Here is a 21,389-nt window from a genome sequence, read left to right as displayed (position 1 = left end):
TATAATGAAATCAGATTGATGCGATGAACGTCCAACTTTAGGATGATGTATTTACAGATCATCCGTCGTACCCCAAACAATGCTGAAAAACATTTTATAGAAAATCAAGAGGTGGCTTCATATGATGATGACCGATGAACAAAAACATGAATTTTATCAAGCACTTGTTGACAAGAATCCGCAATATGACGGCACATTCTTTGCCTGTATTAAGACAACCGGTATCTTCTGTCATGCCACATGTACGGCCAGAAAGCCAAAATTTGAAAACTGTGAGTTTTTCTTTACAGCGGAGGAAGCACTGCTGGCAGGGTATCGCCCGTGCAAGCGCTGCACACCATTAACATACCCTAACAGCATTCCTGAAGAAGTCAAAATACTCGTTTCAGCAGTAGAAAAAAATCCTGAGAAACGCTGGAAGGAAGAGGACTTCCGCCAATTAGGGATTCACTCTGCCACAGCTCGAAGAAAGTTTAAAGACATTTACGGCATGACCTTTGTTCAATATGCAAGATCACGCCGAATGGGACTTGCCTTTAAAGAAATTTTGAACGGAAAAAAAGTAATCGATCAGCAGGTCACTTTCGGCTATGAATCTTCAAGTGCCTTCAATGATGCATTTACGAAAATCATGGGAAATCCCCCTAAAAAAGCACAGATTCACATTCTCTATGCTAATTTTATTTCCACACCGATCGGGCGGATGATGAGTGTGACAGATGCCACACATGTGTATTTACTGGAGTTTATGGACAGGCGGGGACTCGAAAAAGAAATTGAAACATTAAGAAAGAAGCATCATGCCCGCATTTTAGTTGGAGAAACAAACGTCCATCAGCAATTAGCAAAGGAATTGGCCTTATATTTTGAGAAAAAGCTGACCAAGTTTACTGTACCGCTTTCTTTACATGGCACCCCATTTCAAATGAAGGTGTGGGACCAGCTCTCACGCATTCCCGCAGGCGAAACGAGATCCTATCGAGATCTAGCCACGAAACTAGGCGATCCGCATTTGGTTCGTGCCGTTGGTAATGCAAATGGTGCCAATCAATTGGCGATTATCATTCCCTGCCACCGCGTGATTCAAACAAGTGGTGAGCTTGGAGGCTACGGCGGAGGGATTGAACGGAAGAAATATTTGCTTCAGTTAGAACAGCGTGCATAAAAAAACGGCTCTGCTTATTCGGTAAGCGAGCCGTTTTCTCCGTTACGGGTGATGCTGTATACATCAATGATTTGGTCCCATTTTGAAATGGTTTTTTCTTTTTTCATGCCCATTTTTAAAGCGACCTTCACCGACGCTTCATTCTCAGGACGAATTAGGCTGACCATCCGTCTGACCTTCATTTCTTCAAATCCATAGGTAAGGCAGCCTTTTGCAGCCTCAGCAGCATAGCCATTCCCCCACGCCGCTTTCTTTAGCATATAGCCAATCTCAAGCTCGGTTTGTCCTTCAATGTTTTGCAGGACAATGCCGCTTTGTCCAAGTCGTTCATTTGTTTCTTTATCTTCAATGATCCATAGCGAGGTGTGGTACATGCGGTCATTTTTTTGATTCCATGCAATCCACTCTTTTGTCTGCTGTTCATCCTTCAAAGAAGGATAATACTTCATCACTTCTTCATCCTGAAACAGCTCGTCATATAAAAATGACGCATCATGATCATTCATCGTTCTCAGTTTCAGGCGCTCTGTTTCCAATACTGTTCTTGTTTGAACTGTCATTGATGATCCCCCCTTTTTTACTTGCTAAAAATATCTCCGAACAATCCATTTGAATCTGGGGCAAAGTAATGGAAGCCCGCACCGGTTAAACTTGCAGCCAGCGCTGTCCACATCATTAAACTGACGGTCATCCACACCGCGACTTGCTTTCTTTTCGTTCCAAAGCTCATGCACATCAAGGCTGCTAAATGACTGCCGATGATAAAAGGTCCTATGAGCGCTAACCCAGGCAGACCGTATCGTTCCCAAATTTTTCTCGCGCGCAGCTGCTTTTTCTCTCCTTTTTCATCACCTTTTTCCTCTTTTCTTTTTAACCACCATGCTTTAAACCGGTCGACGAACACAATGAGAAGCAAGACTGTCAAAAAGTTTCCAACGAATCCAATCACAGCCGTTGTCACAGGATGCAGCCCACTTAAGATTGCGAATGGAACGACACCAATCACTTCAAAAAAAGGCAAGGCAGCCAATACAAAAACGAGTACATATCCCCATACGATATCCAAAAACAGAACCCCTTTTCATTTTTGTCCTCTCCCCATTGTAATGAAAAAGACAATTCCATTTCTACATTTTTTTAGAAAAAGAAAAGCACATCGGATAGGATGTGCTCAGTTTACATTCGTATTTTCATTTTTCTTATTTGTCCGGCGCAGTACAATGAATATAAGCCCCATTAAAATCACAATAGATAGCAGACTTTGCAGCAAAATCACACTTGGTGACGTCCAGCCAATCCATTCGAATATGAGCTGCGGTCCGAAAAAGATAATCGGAATCAATGAAACGACATTCGCCTTTAAGATTGCATTAAATACAACGATACATAGCAGCATGAGCAAAATGACGCCCCACCTCTGGCCAGAAGTAAGGACAAGTAGTGGTGTGCCGACTTTTTGATCCAATAGTTTGATTGTCACCATCGCTGTCAGCTGAAAGATTCCTAACATCCAAAAGTAGAGAAATACCCGGCTGCTTGTTTGAAAGGCGGACGCTCTAAACATCACAATGATCATGATAACATTGGCCACTAAAACGAGCGGATATCCAATCAAAGCAAACCAAGAATAGGATAAGTTTTGGCTGATTGCATCTGCTAAAATCATGTAAAAAAGCGATCCAATTAAGAAAGCACTGACGAATGGCACCCAGTCTTTATGATTCCCTGACAGCTCTTTTGCCAGTTCATCAGCATAGCCCCGCGGATCTCCACCGAACACATCCTCACCTGTTTTGCCGTCTTTTTCAGCCTCAACCGCATGTGCTGTCAGTTCGTCCATCAGCTCATCGATTTCACCCTGATTTTTCCCCTTTGATATGAGATAAAGTTGCAGCTCTAGTAGAATTTGTCTTGTTTCTTTTGATACCATAATCTCACTTCCCTTTTTGTAATAAGCGGTTTACATTTTTTGAAAGCTCATCCCAGCGGGCAATAAACTCTGTGAGTGCTTGTTCACCCGCTTGTGTGAGCGTATAGTATTTCCTTTTCGGGCCGGTCGCTGACGCTTTTGTGACGGTGGTCACCAGCTGTTCCTTTTGCATACGCAGCAAAATCGGATAGATACTGCCTTCACTTATTTGATCAAACCCATAATGCGCGAGCTTCTTCGTCATTTCATACCCATAAATTTCGCCCTCAGAAATAATCGACAGCAGGCAGCCTTCTAAAATTCCTTTTAGCATTTGTGTGGATGTTGTCATGATTGTTCCTCCGATTCCAGTACCTTGCATCACAAGATAGCTTCATCTTACCACACACTATCTTGCCATGCAAGATACTGGCACAGAAAAAAATCACCGCTTAAAGGGTGATTTTTACGCCCAAGGCTTATCTGTCCCAAGTGCGTCAGCAAGCGCCTTACTATGCTTTCGGCGGCTTTTTCTTTCCTCTGCCCGCTGCTTCGCTGTTTGATGAAGCATGATCTCTTCCTCTGTTTCCGGCATCACCTGCGGGACTCGTTTAGGCTTTCCGTTTTCATCTAATGAGACAAATGTCAGAAATGAAGTTGCTGCGAGTCTGCGCTCTCCAGACATCAAGTTTTCTTTAATGACTTTGACGAACACTTCCATAGAAGACGTGCCCACCCATGTGACATAGGATTCCAAGCATACGGACTCCTTTTGTCCAATCGGCTCTAAAAAGTCAACAGAATCCATTGAAGCTGTGACCGTTTCACTGCGGCTGTGTCTTGCAGCCGAGATGGAGGCAATGTCATCTATATAACTCATTAATTTCCCGCCAAATAACGTTTGGTGGTTATTCGTATCAAGAGGAAACACCCTGCTGGTTTTAACAACTTTCGATTCCTTGCAGTATTTGAAATTTTCTTCACTCATCATCATAGCTCCTTCTTGCTGTTTTCGTGGATGCGGAACGACTTTTATTAAACACTATTCTTTTAGGTTTGTCTAAACTTTTTGCTTTAGTCTTATGTGAGAGATTTTCTTTCGGAAATGTTTCAACCATGGCTAGAAGAAGGAATAATAGAACTATGAATGAACAAGGAGGCCATTTGATGGATTCTATGAGAGCAGAGCAATTATACAAAATGCCGCAATGCATGAGTGAATACGACGATTTAGAAGAAGTTCTTTTATGCAGTCCTATTTATATGGAAATCAAACAAATTATTAACGAAACCCAGAAACATTTTGCAAAAGAAAATATTTCTCAAATGAAAACAGTCGCTCAGCATAAGCAATTGATCCAAACCCTTAAAGAGAATCAAGTACGGCCCATCCTGCTCCCGGCGAATGACCGCTTCCCTGAGCAAGTCTTCACTCGGGATATTGGGTTTACGATTGGACATACACTGTTTGTTTCAAGTATGGCCGCTCCGGTTCGGCAAGGGGAAGAACAATACCTAAAAGAATGGGCACACGCAAAAGGGTGGTCAGCTGTCACTTTGACAGACGGAACGATTGAAGGCGGCGATGTGCTTGTGGATCAAAACCGTGTATTTGTTGGCACGAGCAAAAGAACTAGTCCAGCCGCTATCTACCAGCTCAAAAAGGAGCTGCCGGATCATGACATCATTCCGATTCACCTTCCTCCTCACATTCTGCATCTTGATTGTGTGATGAATATTCTGTCTCATGACGAGATCATCATTTATCCTGAAGCATTCAAGCAAAAGGATCTCCAGCTGCTCAAAACGTATTATGATTTGATTGAAATCAGCGAACAAGAGCAATTCACACTTGGACCAAATGTTTTATCCATTGGGCAGAAAAAAGTGATCAGCTTGCCCAGCAACCAAGAAACAAATGCTGCGTTAACCGCTCACGGATACACCGTTATTGAAGTTGACTTTTCTGAAATTATTAAATCCGGCGGCTCTTTCAGATGCTGCACATTGCCTATTCGGCGTTCATCTATTAAAAAAGCCAGCATGTAGAACAGCTTGTCTACTTGCTGGCTTTTGTCTAGCTTGTCCTATTTTCTATTATATAAATGACAGGCGACTTCATGTCCTTCTTCCACCGCTTGTAATGCCGGCTTTTTTTCAGCACACACATCCATCGCGGCAGGACATCTTGTTCGAAATACACAGCCGCTTGGCGGGTTCACTGGACTTGGAATTTCTCCTTTTAAAATAAACCTTTTGCGCTTGTCCTCTACGTCAGGATCTGGAATGGGGATTGCAGACAGCAAGGCTTGTGTATATGGGTGAAGCGGTGTTTGATATAATGCATCGCTTGTCGTCAACTCGACGAGATGGCCTAAATACATCACACCGATCCGGTCACTAATATATTTCACCATTGACAAGTCATGTGCAATAAAGAGAAATGTTAATCCTTCCTCTTTTTGCAATTTTTTCAGCAGATTCACGACCTGCGCTTGAACGGAGACGTCTAGTGCAGAAATCGGCTCATCTGCCACAATAAATTTTGGCGCTAAGGCAAGTGCTCTTGCAATGCCGATTCTCTGCCTTTGCCCCCCGCTAAATTCGTGCGGATAGCGGGTAGCAAAATCATAGCTTAATCCTACCGCTTCGAGCAGTTCTTTCACGCGGGCAATCCTTTTCTTTTGACTGCCATAAAGCTGATGAATCTCCATTGGCTCAAGCATAATATCTTTTACTGACAGTCTTGGATTTAACGAGGAATACGGATCTTGAAAGACCATTTGCATTTGCCGGTTGAAATCAAATGATTCTTTTTTAGAAAGGTGGTGAAGACTTTTCCCTTCATATAAGGCTTCACCATCTGTAGGTTCATAAAGACGCATGAGCACTTTTCCAAGTGTGGATTTGCCGCAGCCAGACTCACCAACGAGACCAAAGGTTTCACCTTGTTTCAGCTGAAAAGAGACACCATCCAGCGCTTTTAAGGTTCTCCCTTTCGATAGATGAAAATGTTTTTTGAGGTTGTTTACTTGTAAAAGTGGTTCAACTGTCATGTTCGCTCCTCCTCTCACTTGGTAAATACCGCCTTGCACCTGCCCATTCCTTTTCATATGAAGTGCCAGAAAGGGAAAGAAGCTCAATTTGTCTGCCGGTTTTAGGCGAATGAAGCATCATCCCGTCCCCAGCGTAGATCCCTACATGGCGGACCGCTCCCTTTCCGTTTTCATTTGCAAAAAATAGCAAGTCACCTTGTTCTAAATGGCTTGATGTAACCGGCGTTCCTTGAACTGCTTGGTCACTTGCGTCTCTTGGCAAAAGATATCCGCACGCTTTGTACATACTGTAAGCAAAGCCTGAACAATCATAGCCAAAGCTGCTCATGCCTCCCCATAAATAAGAAAGGCCAATAAATTGTTTTCCTGCGTCTACGACATCTTTGCCGGTCATAGAGAAAGCTTGCGATACTGGGCGTACATCCGCTTTGTTGATTTCTCTTATTCCTAATGGGGTGACAACATGAAATTGATCATCTGTTTCTTTGGCGGCTGCCAGCTCTGTTAAAAAGCTAATCTCCATATCAGGTTCCCCGTTTTGATAGAGCGTGGCTTTTTTCTGACAAACGATAAGAGATGCAGCTGACGCACTTCCCTCTGTTACTTGTTTTAATTGCTCAGCAGGCATATAGCCTGGATAGCCTTGCGGATGTTTCCGGCTGGCCTGCTGCGGAATGACGACTTTCATCCAACCATCTGTCTCTTCTAATCCAATCACTCGTCCGCCGAGCAGTACTTGAGATTGAATCAAATTTTCTTCACATAAAGCCAGCTTTTCTTCATATGTTTGCTGGTCAATCCATTCTTTGATGTTGATGGAGTCCTGAAGTACCTTTCGATCGATTTCTCGGGGAGACTGCGGCGCTGTCCATACATTAGCGACTGGAACCTTTGATTCGTATATCATCATGAGACTCCTTTCACCCCTTGAATGCCTAACCCATGATGCAGCGGTAAAAATATATCTTTTCCTTTGTACACGATTCCTCCGTCTATCATGTCCTCTTTCAGCATAAGCGGGGCATCAAAATCGCAGCGGGTGATATTCGGCTGGCTTGCGGCGAAATGTGCCGCTGCTGTAATGCCAAGCTTTGACTCAATCATACTGCCAACCATGCACTGAACACCGTATGCTTCGGCAAGGGCATTGATTTTTAATGCTTCTTTTATGCCGCCTGATTTCATTAATTTTAAATTGATCAGATCACAGCTTCTCATTTCAAGCACCTTGATTGCATCATGAAAACTGAAAATGCTTTCGTCTGCCATGATCAATGTTTCAGTTGCTTCCGTCACACGACGCAGGCCTTCGATATCTTCTTTCGGCACTGGCTGTTCTACTAATTCAATATTCAGCGCTTCCATTTTTCGAATAGCTGTGATCGCTTCCTTCCATGTCCAGCCCTGATTGGCGTCGAGCCTGATCTGAATGTCTGGCCCGACTTTTTCTCGAATCCGCTTGATCCGCTGAATGTCCGTGTGTATATCATCTTTTCCTACTTTGATCTTTAACGTCTGAAAACCTTCAGCTGCGTATTGCTTCGCATCTTCTGCCATCTCAAGCGGCCGGTTTACACTGACCGTATAGTCGGTTTCGAGCTGATGACGATATCCGCCAAGGTATTGATAAAGCGGAAGTCCTGCCTGCTTTGCTAACCCATCATAAATGGCCATATCGATTGCAGCTTTTGCGCTTGTGTTGCTTGCGAGCACGCGGTTCATAGCAGAAAAGATTTGTTCATACTCTGCCAAGGAAGCCCCGAGCAAAATGGGTTTGATCACTTCACAGATGGCATAGTCGATGCTTTCCAGCGTTTCTCCTGTAATCACCGATGTGGGAACTGCCTCTCCGTAGCTGACATCACCTTGATCATATGTGATGATAACGATCAGAGATGCTGCGTCATACACCGTTCTTAAAGCAGTTTTGAAAGGCTTTTTTAGCGGTACACTTGTTCTGCATGTACGAACATCGACAATTTTCATTTGATCGCCTCTTTCGCTGCAACGCCTGGAGAAATGTGCAGTTTTTTCCCTGCGGCATCTAGTGTAGCCTGCACGCCCATCGGAAAGGCAAAGTTCGGTGATGAATGACCGATCCGAAAGCCGCCGAGTGCGGGTTTCTTTTGCGGCACAATATAGGTTTCCCACAGCTGTTCCAAGGTTAAGGACTGGTCTTTCTTTTTTGGTTCACATTGATGAAAATCTCCAATGATGAATCCAGCCGCATCATCCAATTTTCCAGCAGAGGTGAGGTGCTGCATCATACGATCGATTTTATAAGGCTCTTCGTCAATATCTTCAATGAACAACAGCTTTCCCTTCGTATCAATTTCAAAAGGTGTACCAAGTGTTGTCACGATGAGAGCAAGATTCCCTCCTATGATGTCACCTGAAGCGGTGCCGGGGTAGAAGGTATGAAGAGGTGACAAGTGATGCGTATACGTAAAGGCATTCGGCGTGAACAGCTGCAAAAAGGTATCCTTCGTATACGGATGGACCTCTTCAAGTCCCACATCAGAGGAAAGCATTGGACCATGAAAGGTCACAAGACCAGTCTGCTGCTGGATGGCCGTATGTAAAAACGTAATGTCACTATAACCCCAAAAGATTTTTGGATTCCGGCGAATGAGGTCATAATCAATGGCTTCCGCAAGTCTTCCAGTTCCGTACCCTCCGCAGGCACAAATAACTGCTTTGACTTCTGGATCTTGAAACATGCCATGAAGATCTTCCACTCTTTCATGATCACGCCCTGCTAAATACCCGTACCGGGAATCAAGATACTTCCCTTTTTTCACCTTTAGCCCAAGGCTCTCTAAAAAGGCAATCCCTTTTGCTAATTTCAATTCATCAGGCGGGCTTGCTGGTGCGATAATCCCCACCGTATCCCCTGTTTGAAGCGCCGCTGGCAGCTGGTTCATGCCAATCCCCTCTTTCTCTTTATTTCTTACAATCTATGGGCACTTTCTCCATAACATGAACAAATAAAGGAACAGACGCTTCTGTTCAAAGCGTCCCATATTGTTGACAAAGGGCTAAAATGATCTTTATTTTAGCCCTTTGTCTTCTATTCAGCGTGACCTGAAAACCTTTGCAGCCCTAGGAAGGACGAGCATCGGAGCGGAGCGAATTTGACATTCATGAGCACCGAAGCGCAGGACTGACAAAGAATGCGAGGGTTTGTCCGCGTGCTGAGACGCTTTTGTTCAAAACGTCCGTGTCCCTCATTCCCTTCAATTACTCTCCATCTACTTGTGCCCATTTCAAATCGATATACCCAACAGGGTGGCGGACAATTCCCTTCACGCCCTCTTTTTGCAAATGAACTTGGTTATAAAAATGAATTGGAATGATCGGTGCTTCTTCAATGAGAAGTGCCTCTGCCTCATGAAGGATGCTGTTTCTTTTTTGTTCATCTGCTTCCTTTCTCGCCTTTTTCATCAGCTGATCATAGGTGTCGTTTGACCATCCAGTCCGGTTCATCGCATTCCCTGTTTGAAAGCTCTCTAGGAAATTAATCGGATCTGCATAGTCTGCTAAAAATGAACTTTGCGAGAATTGGAATTTCAGTGCCTTTTGATCTTCTGCAAATACATTGGCTTCCATGTTTGCAAGCTTCACGTCCACACCCAGCGCTTCTTTTAGTTGCTGCTGGATGGCTTCAGCTTTTTTCTTGTTCTCAGGCTTTGTACTATATGTCAATGTGACGGGCGGCAGCTTTGAATAGTTCTCTTCTTTCAGCCCTTTTTCTAATAGTTTTGCAGCTTCACTCGTATCTTGTTTGACAAGATCACCGCCAGCTTCTCTGAAATCCTCACCCTTTGAATCTAAAATCCCCGGTGAAACGAAGGCGCGAGCTGGCTTCTCTTTATTTTTCGTGACATAATCCACGATATCTTGCGGATTGATCGCCATTTGAAAGGCTTTGCGAATGTTCTTATTTTGAAAAGGTTCCATGTTCACATTCAGACGATAAAAGAACAGTCCAGCCTGATCTTCAATTTGTACATCTTTATTTTTCAGCAAGTTTTCACTTTGTTCTGCTGGGACGAAGGCAGTATCTAAATCTCCCGATTGATACATTTGATAATCAGTGTTTCGATCGCTGATCATCAGCCACTTTACCTGATCCAGCTTGACTGATTTTTTGTCCCAATACGTCTCACTTTTTTCCATAGTGAAGCTTTCATCATGCTTCCAATCTGTCAGCTGAAACGGTCCATTCCCAACAAAGGTTTTGGCATCCTTTGCCCAGTTTGGATCCTTCTCTGCTACCTTCTCATTGACAGGGAAAAAGGCAGGGTTTGCGGTCATATTTAAGAACGATTTCTGCGGGTATGCCAGTGTGACCTTTAGCGTTTTGTCATTTTCAGCACTGACTTTTACATCCTCTTTCTTTCCTTTTCCGCTGTTAAATGCCTCTCCGCCTTCAATCATGTAAGCTAAGAACGATGCAGAAGAGCCTGTTTTCGGATCAAGCAGACGCTTCCACGCATATTCAAAGTCACTCGCTTTCACTGGATCACCATTCGACCACTTGATGCCGTCTCTTAAATGAAATGTGTACGTTTTTCCATCCTCTGAAATTCCCCATTTTTCCGCCATTGCAGGAGATGGTTCGTGCTTTTCATTCAGTCTTGTTAATCCCTCCATTAAGTTATTCAGACCTTGCCACGATACATTATTAAAACCAATCGGCGGGTCAAATGACGTCGGTTCGTTTTCGTTATTTAAGGTTAATACTTTCTTTTCATTCTTGTTGCTCGATGATCCTTTACCTGCTTGCTCATTGGCTGTACATCCTGCGAGCAGCATGATGATGAACAAACAAACACTAATGATCCACCCTTTTTTTCTCATGAAAAACTCCCCCTTTGTGTTGAAGATAACATCGCTTGGTTCGCTCGCTCATCCTGGAGCCAGCAATGCACTGTATGAGTAGGTGACCGCTGCGTTTCGTGCGGCATGATATGATCGCACACTTTCATGGCAGCCGGGCAGCGATCGGTATACGGACAGCCCTTTGGCGGTGCAAATAAATCAGGCGGGCTTCCTTCAATCGGAATCAGTTCATCTTTCATATCAAGTCTTGGAACGGATTGCAGGAGTCCTTTTGTATAAGGATGCTGCGGACTGTAAAAAATATCTTGCCTTGTTCCGGTTTCAACCATTTTCCCTCCGTACATGACTACTACCCGGTCGGCAACTTGGGCTACGACTCCTAAGTCGTGTGTGATTAAGATAATGGTAACCCCTGTTTTCCTCTGAATCTCTTTAAACAGTTCTAAAATTTGTGCCTGTATGGTCACATCCAGCGCGGTCGTCGGTTCATCTGCGATCAGCACCTTTGGCTCACAAATCAGTGCCATGGCAATCATGAGCCGCTGCCTCATTCCCCCGCTGAATTGGTGCGGGTATTGCTTTAATCTCTCCTTCGGCTGCGGAATACCAACCAAATCAAGCATCTTTATGGCGGCTTCTTTCACTTCTTTTTTCGTCAGCTTTTGATGCTCCTTCGCCGCCTCCATCAGCTGATCCCCTATTGTCAAGGTAGGGTTCAGTGCCGTCATCGGATCTTGGAAGATCATCGAAATATCGACACCTCGTATGGCGCGCATTTCTTTTTCAGATAATGACAGCAAGTTGCGGTCTTGAAACCAGATTTCTCCCTGATCGACATGCGCGCTGTATGCAGGCAGAAGCCTCATAATGCTTTGTGATGTCACACTTTTCCCGCAGCCTGATTCTCCCACAATGGCTAAGGTTTCTTTTTCATATACATCGACATTCACTCCGCGTACTGCTTGAACTGAACCGCCGTATGTCCGAAAGCTGACGTGCAGATCGATGATTTGTAGAACTTTTTTCAAAGCGCCATCACCTCTTCATCTTTGGATCAAGCGCATCTTGCAAGCCATCACCTAAATTGTTAAAGCAAAACATCGTGAGTGAAATAAAAAATGCTGGAAAAAATAAACGCCACCAATGTCCATTGTCTGACAGCACAGTCGGCAAAGCATCATTGGCCATCACGCCCCAGCTTGCAAACGGTGCTTGAATACCTAAACCGAGAAAGCTTAGGAATGCTTCAGCAAATATCGCGGTCGGCACAGTCAGGGTCATTTGGACGATAATTGGCCCCATCGTATTCGGCAGCAGGTTGCGGCGAATGATCCGCAGGCTTTTGGCACCAAAGGTCTTTGAGGCAAGGACATATTCCTGGCTTTTCAGCTGAAGAACCTGACCTCTCACAATTCTTGCCATTCCAATCCATCCGGTGACAGTGAGCGCTACAATAATGGTGACAAGCCCTGGCCCCATGAGCACCATCAATAAAATGACGACAAGTAAATAAGGAAGTCCGTAGAGCACCTCGACAATCCGCATCATGACATGGTCATAGCGTCCGCCTTTATAGCCGGCTATGCCCCCATAAATCACACCGATGGCAAAATCAATCAAGGCTGCCATGACACCCACAAATAACGAAATGCGTGCTCCGTACCAAGTCCGAGTAAACACATCTCGTCCAAGCTCATCTGTTCCAAACCAGTGAGCAGCCGAAGGCGGCAGATTTTGCATCGAAAGACGCTGCTCTGTCACACTATTTGGCGCAAGCAATGGGCCTAAGACTGCCATGACAAAAAGAAAAATCAGAACCGATAGACTAAACATCGCAAGCTTATTTTGCTTCAGCCGCCTCCATGTATCTGCCCAATAGGAAAGAGAGGGTCTTTTAATGGCATGGGCTTCTGTTTTCTTTTGCTCTCGGGGAGAAAACCATTCGTCCGGCACTTCAGGATGCCTGTTCGGTGGATCATGCTGAAGGTGTATACTCATGCCTTTCCTCCTTTCTGATGCAGCTGAATCCTTGGATCAAGGAGACGATACGCCACATCGACAATGAAGAGAAGTGTGATTAAAATAATGCTGTAAAAAACAGTGGTTCCCATGATGACAGGATAATCACGGTTGTTAATACTCTCAACAAAGTATTTCCCCATTCCAGGAATGGCAAATATTTTTTCAATGACAAAACTTCCTGTTAAAATACTTGCGACAAGTGTTCCAAGAATGGTTACAACGGGTAAAAGGGCATTTCGAAGCGCATGTTTAAATACAATTTTAAAGGGAGAAAGTCCTTTTGCTTTGGCCGTACGGATATAGTCTTGCGACAGCACTTCAATCATGCTCGATCTCGTTAACCTGGCGATAATGGCCATTGGGCTGACAGCAAGGGCGATTGTAGGCAGCACCATATGCATTGGACTTGTCCACATCGCTGTAGGAAAGAGCTTCAAATTGACAGCAAGCTGCTGAATTAATAAGGTAGCAAAGATAAAGTTTGGAATGGATATACCGAATACAGCAATCGTCATGGCGATGTAATCAATCAAACCATTATGCCGGAGGGCAGCCATAACCCCTAGCAGGATACCAGAGATAACAGCAATCAATATTGAGATAAGACCAAGTTCTAATGAGACTGGGAAGCCTCTCGCCAATAGATCATTGACACTTTCAGAAGGCTTTTTAATGGAAGGGCCAAAATCAAAGGTAACAATGGATTTTAAATAGATGACATATTGAACATAGAGTGGTTCGTCTAAGTGATAGTAGCTTTCGAGGTTTCGCTGGACGGTTTCGTTTGTATTTCGTTCTTCATTGAAAGGCGATCCTGGGATGACCTTCATTAAAATAAACGTTAAAGTCGTAATCGTTAAGATCGTGGCAATCATCGCAATAAAACGCTTGAGCAAAAAGCTGGCCATCTGCTGTCTCCCCCTCGCTTAACAAAATGTTGTACGTGCGGCAAGCTCTGTCATGACAAGCATCGCTTGATAGGCTTCTAATATATTGTCTGCTTGGTATGTCACCGTCGTTGTTCCTTCTATGATGGCAGTACCCGGCATTAAATTCGCCCATTCAGCTTGTCCATAATTGGCAAACTCAATCTTAAGCAGCGGCTGATCAGGAGGCGTCAGCGGCTTCATTTGATCAATCTGTTTCATCGCGGCTTCCACTTGCTGCAAGATTTGTTGATTGACTTTGGCAGGAGGTAAGCATTTCACAGCAGATCTTGAGATGGTTTCTTTCACTGCCACTGTTTTCACACCAGGCATCAGCTTTTCTGCCTCAAGTGCTGCTTGATCATCCCCGCAAACAAGAATCACCGGCACACCATAGTAGCCTGCAACATACGCATTAAAGCCCATTTCACCAATTGGATGATCATTTATGTAAAAATGTCTGACCCCAAAAATCATACTGTGTGACATCACACCTTTCATTGATGCCCTTGCATGATAGCCTAAAAAAACAGCTGCATCATAGGTTTGATCCAATCCTTGCACCATTGAATAAGGCTTTACGTCACCTGATATGAGAACTGCCTCTTCATGCAGTTCTTCGATCAAAAGATTATTCATTTTAGAATGACTGTCATTCACCAAAATGTCGGTGGCACCATGCTGAACAAGCGCTTCTACACAGGCGTTCACTTCACCCGTCATAATGCGTCTGCCCCGCTCGTAGTTATGCTGGCGTGAATCAACAAATGTATGATCAGCTAGACCAGTAATTCCCTCCATATCGACAGATAGATAGAGCTTCATTCTCATCCCCCTTTAATTAAACATAAAATTTGTGCATATTTTTCTAAATTTTCTAAAAAATTATATGAGAACTTGATTGATTTTTCAATACAATGTCTGAAAATAAGGAGTTTAGACTCAGATAATACAGGTCAAAAGGCTTTTTTAGAAAGGATTTTTTTAACAAATAAAACACCACTAACTATGTCTTTAGTGGTGTTTATCCGCTTCGTTAATCTGCGATTTCAGCTGTTCATATTTCTTCATGGTTTGTGTAAATAAATCATCAAACATCTGAGGTGCCTGCTGTTGAATGACCTCAGCACCTTCTCCTGTAATTCCCCCTTTTGTCGCCACTCTATCGACAGTTTCAGCAAAGGTTAGGCCTCGTTCTACGAGGATCTGGCCAGTTCCTAAAAGGGCATACGTTAAAAATTCATTCGCTTCCTCTAAGGAAAGATCACTATTTCTCACAGCCGCTTTTGCCATTTCTTCAAAAAGAGCAGCGATAAAACCAGGAGATGAGCTTGTCAAATTGCTCGCCGCATCAAACCGGTCTTCCTCTACTTCCCTGACGATGCTAAAAGCTGAAAGCAGCCGGTGCAAACGCTCCTTGTCCTCACGTCCTGCGGCTGCACCATGCGCAACAAGGGATACACCTGTCCCAACAGCTGACGTGAGCGTTGGGATGTATCTGGATACTGGCTGCGCTGTATGCGCCTGTAACTTTTCTAATGTCACAGCTGCTGCTACTGACACAATATGTACCGCTCTCCCTTTAGAAGGCAGCTGATCCAGAACATTTAGTACAGCAAGCGGCGGCACGCAGACAAACAATATATCACATGACGCAGAAAGTTCGTCTAATGAACAAATGTTGATTTCTTGGTGCTTTTCTTTGAGCTGATGAAGGCGCACCGTTTCGCTTCTTGTATGGATCATGATTTGATGAGCATCCAGCACCCCATTTTCCAGCCACTTTTGCACCATCATATCAGCCATACTTCCATATCCAATGATTCCAATTGTCTCCACAGTTTAATCTCCTCTATTTTGCTTAGATTCACTACTTATTTTAACAATTTCCCACAATGTTTTCATTTTTATCCCACACTTTTTTCATACGATAAAGTCAGTCCCCACCACATACGGTAAAACACCCAAACACATACATGAAAAAATCATTGAAAGAGAGTGATTGAAATGACACAGCACAAAGATGACAAACAAATAATTGAACAACCTCAAAAACAGAAAAAACCAAACGGCTGGTTTAAGCCATTTGTCAGCGGGGTTGTAGGCGGTACATTAGCGTTAGGTGTCTACGTTCTTACGCCATATGCTCAGCATTCATCAGACAGCACCGCAAATGATTCGGCAGCAAAAACAGAAGCAGTATCGACAAATCACACGAATTCGTCAAAAACAACAGCCGTCCAAACATCAAATTCATCAAGCAGCATCTCCAGTATGGTCGAAAATGTATCACCAGCTATTGTCGGCATTACAAACTACCAAGCGCAAACTCAAACAGACACGAGCTTTGGCGATTTCAGTACGCCTTTCGATGAATCACAGCAAAACAAAAGCAGTCAAGAGGAAGAAACCGGTACAGGCTCAGGCGTCATTTTCAAAAAATCAGGCAATAAAGCCTATATCTTAACAAACAACCACGTCATTGAAGGCGCAAATAAACTAACCGTATCCTTACACGATGGCAAAACCATTGAAGGAAAACTGGTTGGAGCTGATCCGCTCACTGACTTAGCCGTTGTGGAAATTAGCAGTAGTCATGTGACAAAGGTTGCGGCATTAGGCAATTCCTCCTCACTGCGTGCTGGGGAAACCGTCATTGCGATCGGAAACCCGCTTGGTGAAGATCTTTCAAGAACGGTGACACAAGGAATTGTCAGCGGCGTCGACCGAACAGTCTCTATGAACACATCAGCAGGCGAAAGCAGCATTAATGTCATTCAAACAGATGCAGCTATTAATCCTGGTAACAGCGGCGGTCCGCTTCTGACGACAGACGGAAAGGTTGTGGGGATCACGAGTATGAAAATCTCTGAAACAGGTGTTGAAGGCATTGGGTTCGCACTGCCAATCAATGATGTCAAACCAATCGCTGATCAGCTTCTCACAAAAGGTAAAATTGAACGTCCATATATCGGCATCAGCATGCTGGATCTCGAACAAGTTCCAGATGTGTATCAAAAAGAAACTCTCGGACTCAAAAGCAGTCAGCTCAATCAAGGCGTGTATGTCAAAGATATCGCCGCAGGTTCACCTGCCGCCAAAGCTGGCTTAAAGTCAGAGGATGTCATTACCGGCATCAATGGGAAACAAATCAAAACTGGCAGTGAATTACGTCATGAGCTATACACGAATGCAAAAGTAGGAGACACCGTGAGCATCACCCTCATTCGAAACGGAAAACAAGAAACAAAGCAGGTCACATTAACACAATCTGAATCTAAGCAGGTCAGTTCCTAATGAAAAAGCAGCTCAGTTGATGAGCTGCTTTTTTTTATGACGACTGAATTGGCGTTAATCTTTGTTCAATTTCTGCTCGTTTATGCTCTAGGAACGGCGGAAGGGCTAATTGATCGCCAAGTACATCCACCCCTTCATCGACTGTAAACCCAGGACCATCTGTTGAAATTTCAAATAAAATACCATTTGGCTCTCTAAAGTAAAGAGCTTTAAAGTAAAAACGTTCTACAACACCAGAGTTCGTAAAGCCTGCTTTTGAGATTTTTTCATACCATTTTTCAAGCTCTTCTGCATCCTTCACGCGAAATGCGACGTGATGCACACTGCCTCTGCCGGAACGTTCAGAAGGCCCTTCTGTTTTTTCAATCACATGAATTTCTGTTCCAGCACCGCCATTTCCTGATTCAAAAATGGTCACGATCTCACCATCATTTGATTGTTCACGTGCTCTTTCAGTGAATCCAAGGATGTCTGTTAAAACACGGATCGTCTTATCAGATTCTGCAACAGTTAATTCAACTGGACCTAAACCTCTAATCGCAAACTCTGCCGGAATATCGTCATGCACTGGCGGTGAGCCTGCCTCTTGCGTATTCGGTTCTACTGTTAAAAACAGCTGCTGCCCTTCTGGGTCTTTAAAACGCAAAGCAGGTCTTCCGCCTCTCAAGGAAGCTGTTTCTTGCTGCACGCCTTTATCTTCAAACCGCTTTTCCCAAAACGTGAGTGCCTCTTCAGAAGAAACGAGAAGGCCTGTGCTTGTGATCGCATTTGTCCCTTCCAAACGGCGGGCAAGCATTGGAATTTCAAAGAATGTTAGCTCTGTTCCTGGTGAAGCGACCTCGTCTCCATAAAACAAATGATACATAGACGGGTCATCCTGATTGACTGTTTTCTTTACAAGTTTTAAGCCAAGGATTTGGCGGTAGAAATCAACATTTTTCTGAGCATTGGCTGTTAACGCAGATACGTGGTGAATCCCATTGATTTTCATTATTTTCACTCCTATTTTAAAATATCTCGAATTCGAGATAATATCCTTATGAATAAAATAGTTCATTTTTCAAAAAAAGTCAACCATTTGGCTGCACGTTTACTGGATGTTCGGTTTCCGGTCATTAAATTAACATTAAATCAAAAATAAACTTTCATTGTTCGTTTTTAACACAACATTTACCCTAATATCTCCAATAAACGAACACTTTTAAATACAAATACGAAAATCAGAAAATTTTTTTAATTCTTGTTTTCCTAAAATCGTATTACAATGAACAAAATACATGTCACAGTAACGTACGAAAGTGATGCAGGAGGTCGTGTGTAATGAACAAAGAACAACCAGCGTTAAAACAAGACATCGGCTTATTTTTCGCCCTATCTCTTGTCATCGGGACCATTATCGGGTCAGGCGTCTTTATGAAACCAGGCAACGTCCTTTCCTATTCAGGAAGCTCAGACATCGCATTATTCGCTTGGCTGTTAGGTGGGATCTTAACCCTTGCAGGCGGACTGACTGTCGCTGAAATTGGTACACAAATCCCGAGAACCGGCGGTTTGTACGCCTATCTTGAAGAAGTGTATGGTGAATTTTGGGGCTACTTATGCGGCTGGGTGCAGATTATTATTTACGGACCTGCCATCATTGGTGCACTTGGTCTTTATTTTGGTTCATTATTAGCCAATTTATTTTCTCTATCGACTTTATGGTCTACAACGATCGGCATTATCACCGTTTTATTTTTATGTATCATTAACATCATGGGAACAAAATACGGCGGATTTGTTCAGGGGCTGACCACTATCGGAAAGCTTGTCCCAATTGCCGCGATTATTGTGTTTGGCATATGGAAAGGTAACGAAAACATCTTCATGGCCGTCAACGATAGTATCGCTCAAATGAACTTCGGTGCAGCGATTTTGGCTACGCTGTTTGCCTATGATGGCTGGATTTTACTTGCTGCGCTTGGTGGTGAAATGAAAAACCCTGAGAAACTGCTTCCTCGCGCGATGGCAGGCGGAATTTTAATCGTGACGGCTTGTTATCTCTTTATTAATGTCGCACTTTTGCACGTACTGCCAGCTGATCAAATTGTCCAGTTAGGTGAAAATGCGACAAGCACTGCTGCTACCATGCTCTTTGGACCAATTGGCGGGAAAATCATTAGTATTGGGATCATCATCAGTATCTTTGGCTGTTTGAACGGAAAGGTTCTTTCATTCCCACGTGTGATTTTTGCGATGGCAGAGCGAAAGCAGATTCCTTTCGCCAACGCGATTTCGCGGATTCACCCAACGTTTAAAACACCTTGGATCGCTGTATTTGTGCAAATTTTGATCGCCATTGTGTTTATGATCGTCAGTAATCCAGAGAAGCTGTCTGAGGTGTCGATTTTCATGATCTACATCTTTTATGTCATGGCCTTTTTCGCCGTCTTTAAGCTGAGAAAACAAAACAGCGGAATGAAGCGTGCGTACAGTGTACCACTTTACCCGCTGACACCGATCATTGCGATTATCGGTTCATTATTCGTTTTAATCAGCACCATGATCACCGATTGGAAAAGCTGCCTGATCTCCATGCTGATCGGGATGGCCGGACTGCCTATTTATTATTATATGAAAAAAGCACAAAAAGCAGAGCACTAAGCAGTGCTCTGCTTTTTTTCCTTCTTCTCAGCGTAATAGAAAACCTTTGCAGTCTAGGAAAGACGAGTACCGGAGCGGAGAGAATGTGACATTCGTGAGCACAGGAACAGAGGACTGACAAAAAATGCGAGGGTTTGCCTACACGCTGAAGCAGAGCGCTAAATGGTCTCTGCTTCATTTTTTATATTGTTTGATCACTTTGTATGATTCGTTTAAATATCTCATGAGCCGGTATGGCTTACTAAGCACGCGGATTGGGAGTCTTGAGATAAATCCATTCAAGTTCGACTTATATTCCTGGGTGATCCGCTTTGGCTTTGTTGCTATTTTCTCGTATACTTCCTTGTAAAATTCCTTCATGATGTCGACTTGCACACTGATCTTTTGATGACACTCTGTACACTCAACGCTTTTCATCTGATCATTCACATAAACGATGCTGTGGAGGGTCTCTTCTTGGCACCGAGTACAGTGTAGGTTTGCTTCCATTTCGGTTTGCTTCAAGATACACAGCTCCTTTCTCGTTTGATGTTGCTCTTGTTATACCATTCGAACGCTGCCAGTCTTTTATTGAACGGATGCTTCCTTTAAAATGGCTGCCGCCGTTAGTTCGTCTGTCACCAGTACTTGGATGAAGCCGCCATTTAAAGCCCCTAAAATGCTCTCAGCTTTATGGGTTCCTTCTACAACAGCGATGACCGTTTTGACGCTCTTTAATTGTTCAAGCGATAAGCCAATGACCTTTTGATTCAGTTCATCTTGAACAGGTTTTCCTTCTCCATCAAAGAAACGAAAGCCAATATCACCGACAGCCCCTGATTGCCTTAAACCAGATAAGTCCTCTTCTTTTAAATAACCGACTGTTTTTAAAGTTGACCCTTTATGCGGGTTGCCAATACCGATGAGGGCAATATCCACATTTCTGCCTTCTTCAAGCACAGCTTCTATGTCCTGCATCGCCATAAGCCGTTCTTTTAATTCTTCTGTTTCTAAAATCGCAGGGGCATATAAATAGGAACACGTGCCGTTCATTTTCTTTGCCAGCTCATATGCCAGCTGATTGGCATGAATGTCGACCGCCTGCCTGCCCATTCCGCCTTCTAAAGGAATGACCTTCACATCATTTCTTCGTTCAAAAGGATATTCTTTGACAAGCTCAGCAAGCGTCGTGCCCCATGAAATGCCGATTTTCTCCGCATTTTTCATGTTTTTAGACAAATAATAGGCGCCTGCTTGACCGACTGCCCGCTTCACCATCTCAGACATTGTCCCGACACTTGGAACAACGACCGCATCTGTTAATTGAAAGATTGTTTCTAGCTGCTTTTCAAGTTCCACCGTATGAATGCTTTCGTCTTTAATGTACACTTCAACGATTCCCACATCTTTCGCTTTTTGTAAGAGCTTTGAAATGACTGGTCTTGAGACATTGAGCTTTTTTGCAATTTCCTGCTGCGTCCACCCGTCTGTATAATAAAGATGAGCAACTTTGACGAGCTGTCGTCTTTCTTCCCAATTCAGCATGT

Annotated in this window: 22 protein-coding genes; 4 read left to right on the top strand and 18 right to left on the bottom strand. The window is 43.7% G+C overall.

Annotation, left to right across the window (positions count from 1 at the left end; all coding sequences use genetic code 11):
• The first annotated feature begins 121 nt into the window (after positions 1-121).
• Complete coding sequence (locus NSQ76_RS06845) at positions 122-1,165, top strand: bifunctional transcriptional activator/DNA repair enzyme AdaA (RefSeq protein WP_341053149.1); 1,044 nt, start codon at positions 122-124, stop codon at positions 1,163-1,165.
• Between the two features lie 14 nt (positions 1,166-1,179).
• On the opposite strand, the gene NSQ76_RS06840 is transcribed toward NSQ76_RS06845, so the two are convergent.
• The 5 genes from NSQ76_RS06840 to NSQ76_RS06820 all read right to left on the bottom strand — a co-directional run bounded on the left by NSQ76_RS06840 (position 1,180) and on the right by NSQ76_RS06820 (position 4,062).
• The gene (locus NSQ76_RS06840; protein ID WP_025092308.1) at positions 1,180-1,725 is read right to left on the bottom strand and encodes a GNAT family N-acetyltransferase; all 546 of its coding nucleotides are present in this window, start codon (positions 1,723-1,725) and stop codon (positions 1,180-1,182) included.
• Between the two features lie 17 nt (positions 1,726-1,742).
• A complete protein-coding gene (locus NSQ76_RS06835; protein ID WP_034623389.1) occupies positions 1,743-2,231 on the bottom strand; it encodes a small multi-drug export protein in 489 nt (162 codons plus the stop codon).
• 105 nt (positions 2,232-2,336) lie between these two features.
• Entirely contained in the window at positions 2,337-3,095 is a 759-nt protein-coding gene (locus NSQ76_RS06830; RefSeq protein ID WP_149125714.1) for an HAAS domain-containing protein, read from the bottom strand.
• A 4-nt stretch (positions 3,096-3,099) separates the two neighbouring features.
• Complete coding sequence (locus tag NSQ76_RS06825; protein WP_034623393.1) at positions 3,100-3,426, bottom strand: PadR family transcriptional regulator; 327 nt, start codon at positions 3,424-3,426, stop codon at positions 3,100-3,102.
• 114 nt (positions 3,427-3,540) lie between these two features.
• On the bottom strand, positions 3,541-4,062 hold the full coding sequence (locus NSQ76_RS06820) for an acyl-CoA thioesterase (RefSeq protein WP_008346212.1): 522 nt from the start codon (positions 4,060-4,062) through the stop codon (positions 3,541-3,543).
• A gap of 179 nt (positions 4,063-4,241) precedes the next feature.
• Between NSQ76_RS06820 and NSQ76_RS06815 the strand changes: the two genes are divergently transcribed.
• On the top strand, positions 4,242-5,123 hold the full coding sequence (locus tag NSQ76_RS06815; RefSeq protein WP_341053145.1) for a dimethylarginine dimethylaminohydrolase family protein: 882 nt from the start codon (positions 4,242-4,244) through the stop codon (positions 5,121-5,123).
• Positions 5,124-5,161: 38 nt separating this feature from the next.
• On the opposite strand, the gene NSQ76_RS06810 is transcribed toward NSQ76_RS06815, so the two are convergent.
• The 10 genes from NSQ76_RS06810 to proG form a co-directional block, all read right to left on the bottom strand.
• Positions 5,162-6,130 carry an ABC transporter ATP-binding protein gene (locus tag NSQ76_RS06810; RefSeq protein WP_024426800.1) on the bottom strand — a complete coding sequence of 323 codons (969 nt, stop codon included), beginning with the start codon at positions 6,128-6,130 and terminating at the stop codon, positions 5,162-5,164.
• Complete coding sequence (locus NSQ76_RS06805; protein WP_217008556.1) at positions 6,120-7,037, bottom strand: C40 family peptidase; 918 nt, start codon at positions 7,035-7,037, stop codon at positions 6,120-6,122. Before NSQ76_RS06805 ends, NSQ76_RS06810 begins: the two co-directional genes overlap by 11 nt.
• A complete protein-coding gene (locus tag NSQ76_RS06800) occupies positions 7,037-8,116 on the bottom strand; it encodes a mandelate racemase/muconate lactonizing enzyme family protein (protein WP_341053141.1) in 1,080 nt (359 codons plus the stop codon). Before NSQ76_RS06800 ends, NSQ76_RS06805 begins: the two co-directional genes overlap by 1 nt.
• The gene (locus NSQ76_RS06795; protein WP_341053139.1) at positions 8,113-9,054 is read right to left on the bottom strand and encodes a S66 peptidase family protein; all 942 of its coding nucleotides are present in this window, start codon (positions 9,052-9,054) and stop codon (positions 8,113-8,115) included. The genes NSQ76_RS06800 and NSQ76_RS06795 overlap by 4 nt, the downstream gene beginning before the upstream one ends.
• Positions 9,055-9,370: 316 nt before the next feature.
• Positions 9,371-10,993 (bottom strand): peptide ABC transporter substrate-binding protein, encoded by a 1,623-nt coding sequence (locus NSQ76_RS06790; RefSeq protein WP_341053137.1) that lies wholly within the window; start codon positions 10,991-10,993, stop codon positions 9,371-9,373.
• Entirely contained in the window at positions 10,990-12,003 is a 1,014-nt protein-coding gene (locus NSQ76_RS06785; RefSeq protein WP_341053135.1) for an ABC transporter ATP-binding protein, read from the bottom strand. The genes NSQ76_RS06790 and NSQ76_RS06785 overlap by 4 nt, the downstream gene beginning before the upstream one ends.
• A 7-nt stretch (positions 12,004-12,010) precedes the next feature.
• Entirely contained in the window at positions 12,011-12,973 is a 963-nt protein-coding gene (locus NSQ76_RS06780; protein WP_024424622.1) for an ABC transporter permease, read from the bottom strand.
• A complete protein-coding gene (locus NSQ76_RS06775) occupies positions 12,970-13,905 on the bottom strand; it encodes an ABC transporter permease (RefSeq protein ID WP_024424621.1) in 936 nt (311 codons plus the stop codon). Before NSQ76_RS06775 ends, NSQ76_RS06780 begins: the two co-directional genes overlap by 4 nt.
• A gap of 18 nt (positions 13,906-13,923) precedes the next feature.
• A complete protein-coding gene (locus NSQ76_RS06770; RefSeq protein ID WP_133743905.1) occupies positions 13,924-14,748 on the bottom strand; it encodes a M55 family metallopeptidase in 825 nt (274 codons plus the stop codon).
• A gap of 189 nt (positions 14,749-14,937) precedes the next feature.
• Positions 14,938-15,762, bottom strand: a complete 825-nt coding sequence (gene proG, locus NSQ76_RS06765; RefSeq protein WP_125586337.1) for a pyrroline-5-carboxylate reductase ProG — start codon at positions 15,760-15,762, stop codon at positions 14,938-14,940.
• Positions 15,763-15,930: 168 nt separating this feature from the next.
• Between proG and NSQ76_RS06760 the strand changes: the two genes are divergently transcribed.
• Positions 15,931-17,220 carry a S1C family serine protease gene (locus tag NSQ76_RS06760; RefSeq protein WP_149125720.1) on the top strand — a complete coding sequence of 430 codons (1,290 nt, stop codon included), beginning with the start codon at positions 15,931-15,933 and terminating at the stop codon, positions 17,218-17,220.
• A 34-nt stretch (positions 17,221-17,254) separates the two neighbouring features.
• On the opposite strand, the gene NSQ76_RS06755 is transcribed toward NSQ76_RS06760, so the two are convergent.
• Positions 17,255-18,211 (bottom strand): ring-cleaving dioxygenase, encoded by a 957-nt coding sequence (locus NSQ76_RS06755; protein WP_341053129.1) that lies wholly within the window; start codon positions 18,209-18,211, stop codon positions 17,255-17,257.
• 329 nt (positions 18,212-18,540) lie between these two features.
• Here NSQ76_RS06755 and NSQ76_RS06750 point away from each other — a divergent pair, with 329 nt between their 5' ends.
• Positions 18,541-19,863, top strand: coding sequence for an APC family permease (locus NSQ76_RS06750; RefSeq protein WP_034623410.1), 1,323 nt, complete (start codon positions 18,541-18,543; stop codon positions 19,861-19,863).
• A 174-nt stretch (positions 19,864-20,037) separates the two neighbouring features.
• Here the strand turns inward: NSQ76_RS06750 and NSQ76_RS06745 are convergent, their stop codons facing one another.
• Together NSQ76_RS06745 and NSQ76_RS06740 are read right to left on the bottom strand one after the other, a co-directional pair.
• Positions 20,038-20,367: a bh protein gene (locus NSQ76_RS06745; RefSeq protein WP_034281483.1), complete on the bottom strand. Its 330-nt coding sequence runs from the start codon at positions 20,365-20,367 to the stop codon at positions 20,038-20,040.
• Between the two features lie 63 nt (positions 20,368-20,430).
• The gene (locus NSQ76_RS06740) at positions 20,431-21,387 is read right to left on the bottom strand and encodes a sugar-binding transcriptional regulator (protein WP_135031952.1); all 957 of its coding nucleotides are present in this window, start codon (positions 21,385-21,387) and stop codon (positions 20,431-20,433) included.
• Positions 21,388-21,389: the final 2 nt, after the last annotated feature.

The sequence above is a fragment of the Bacillus sp. FSL M8-0256 genome (assembly GCF_038005765.1).
In the GTDB taxonomy this organism is placed as follows: Bacteria; Bacillota; Bacilli; order Bacillales; family Bacillaceae; genus Bacillus; species Bacillus safensis.
The sequence above is the reverse complement of the archived record's forward strand: the minus strand, read 5'-3'. Positions and strand labels throughout refer to the sequence as shown.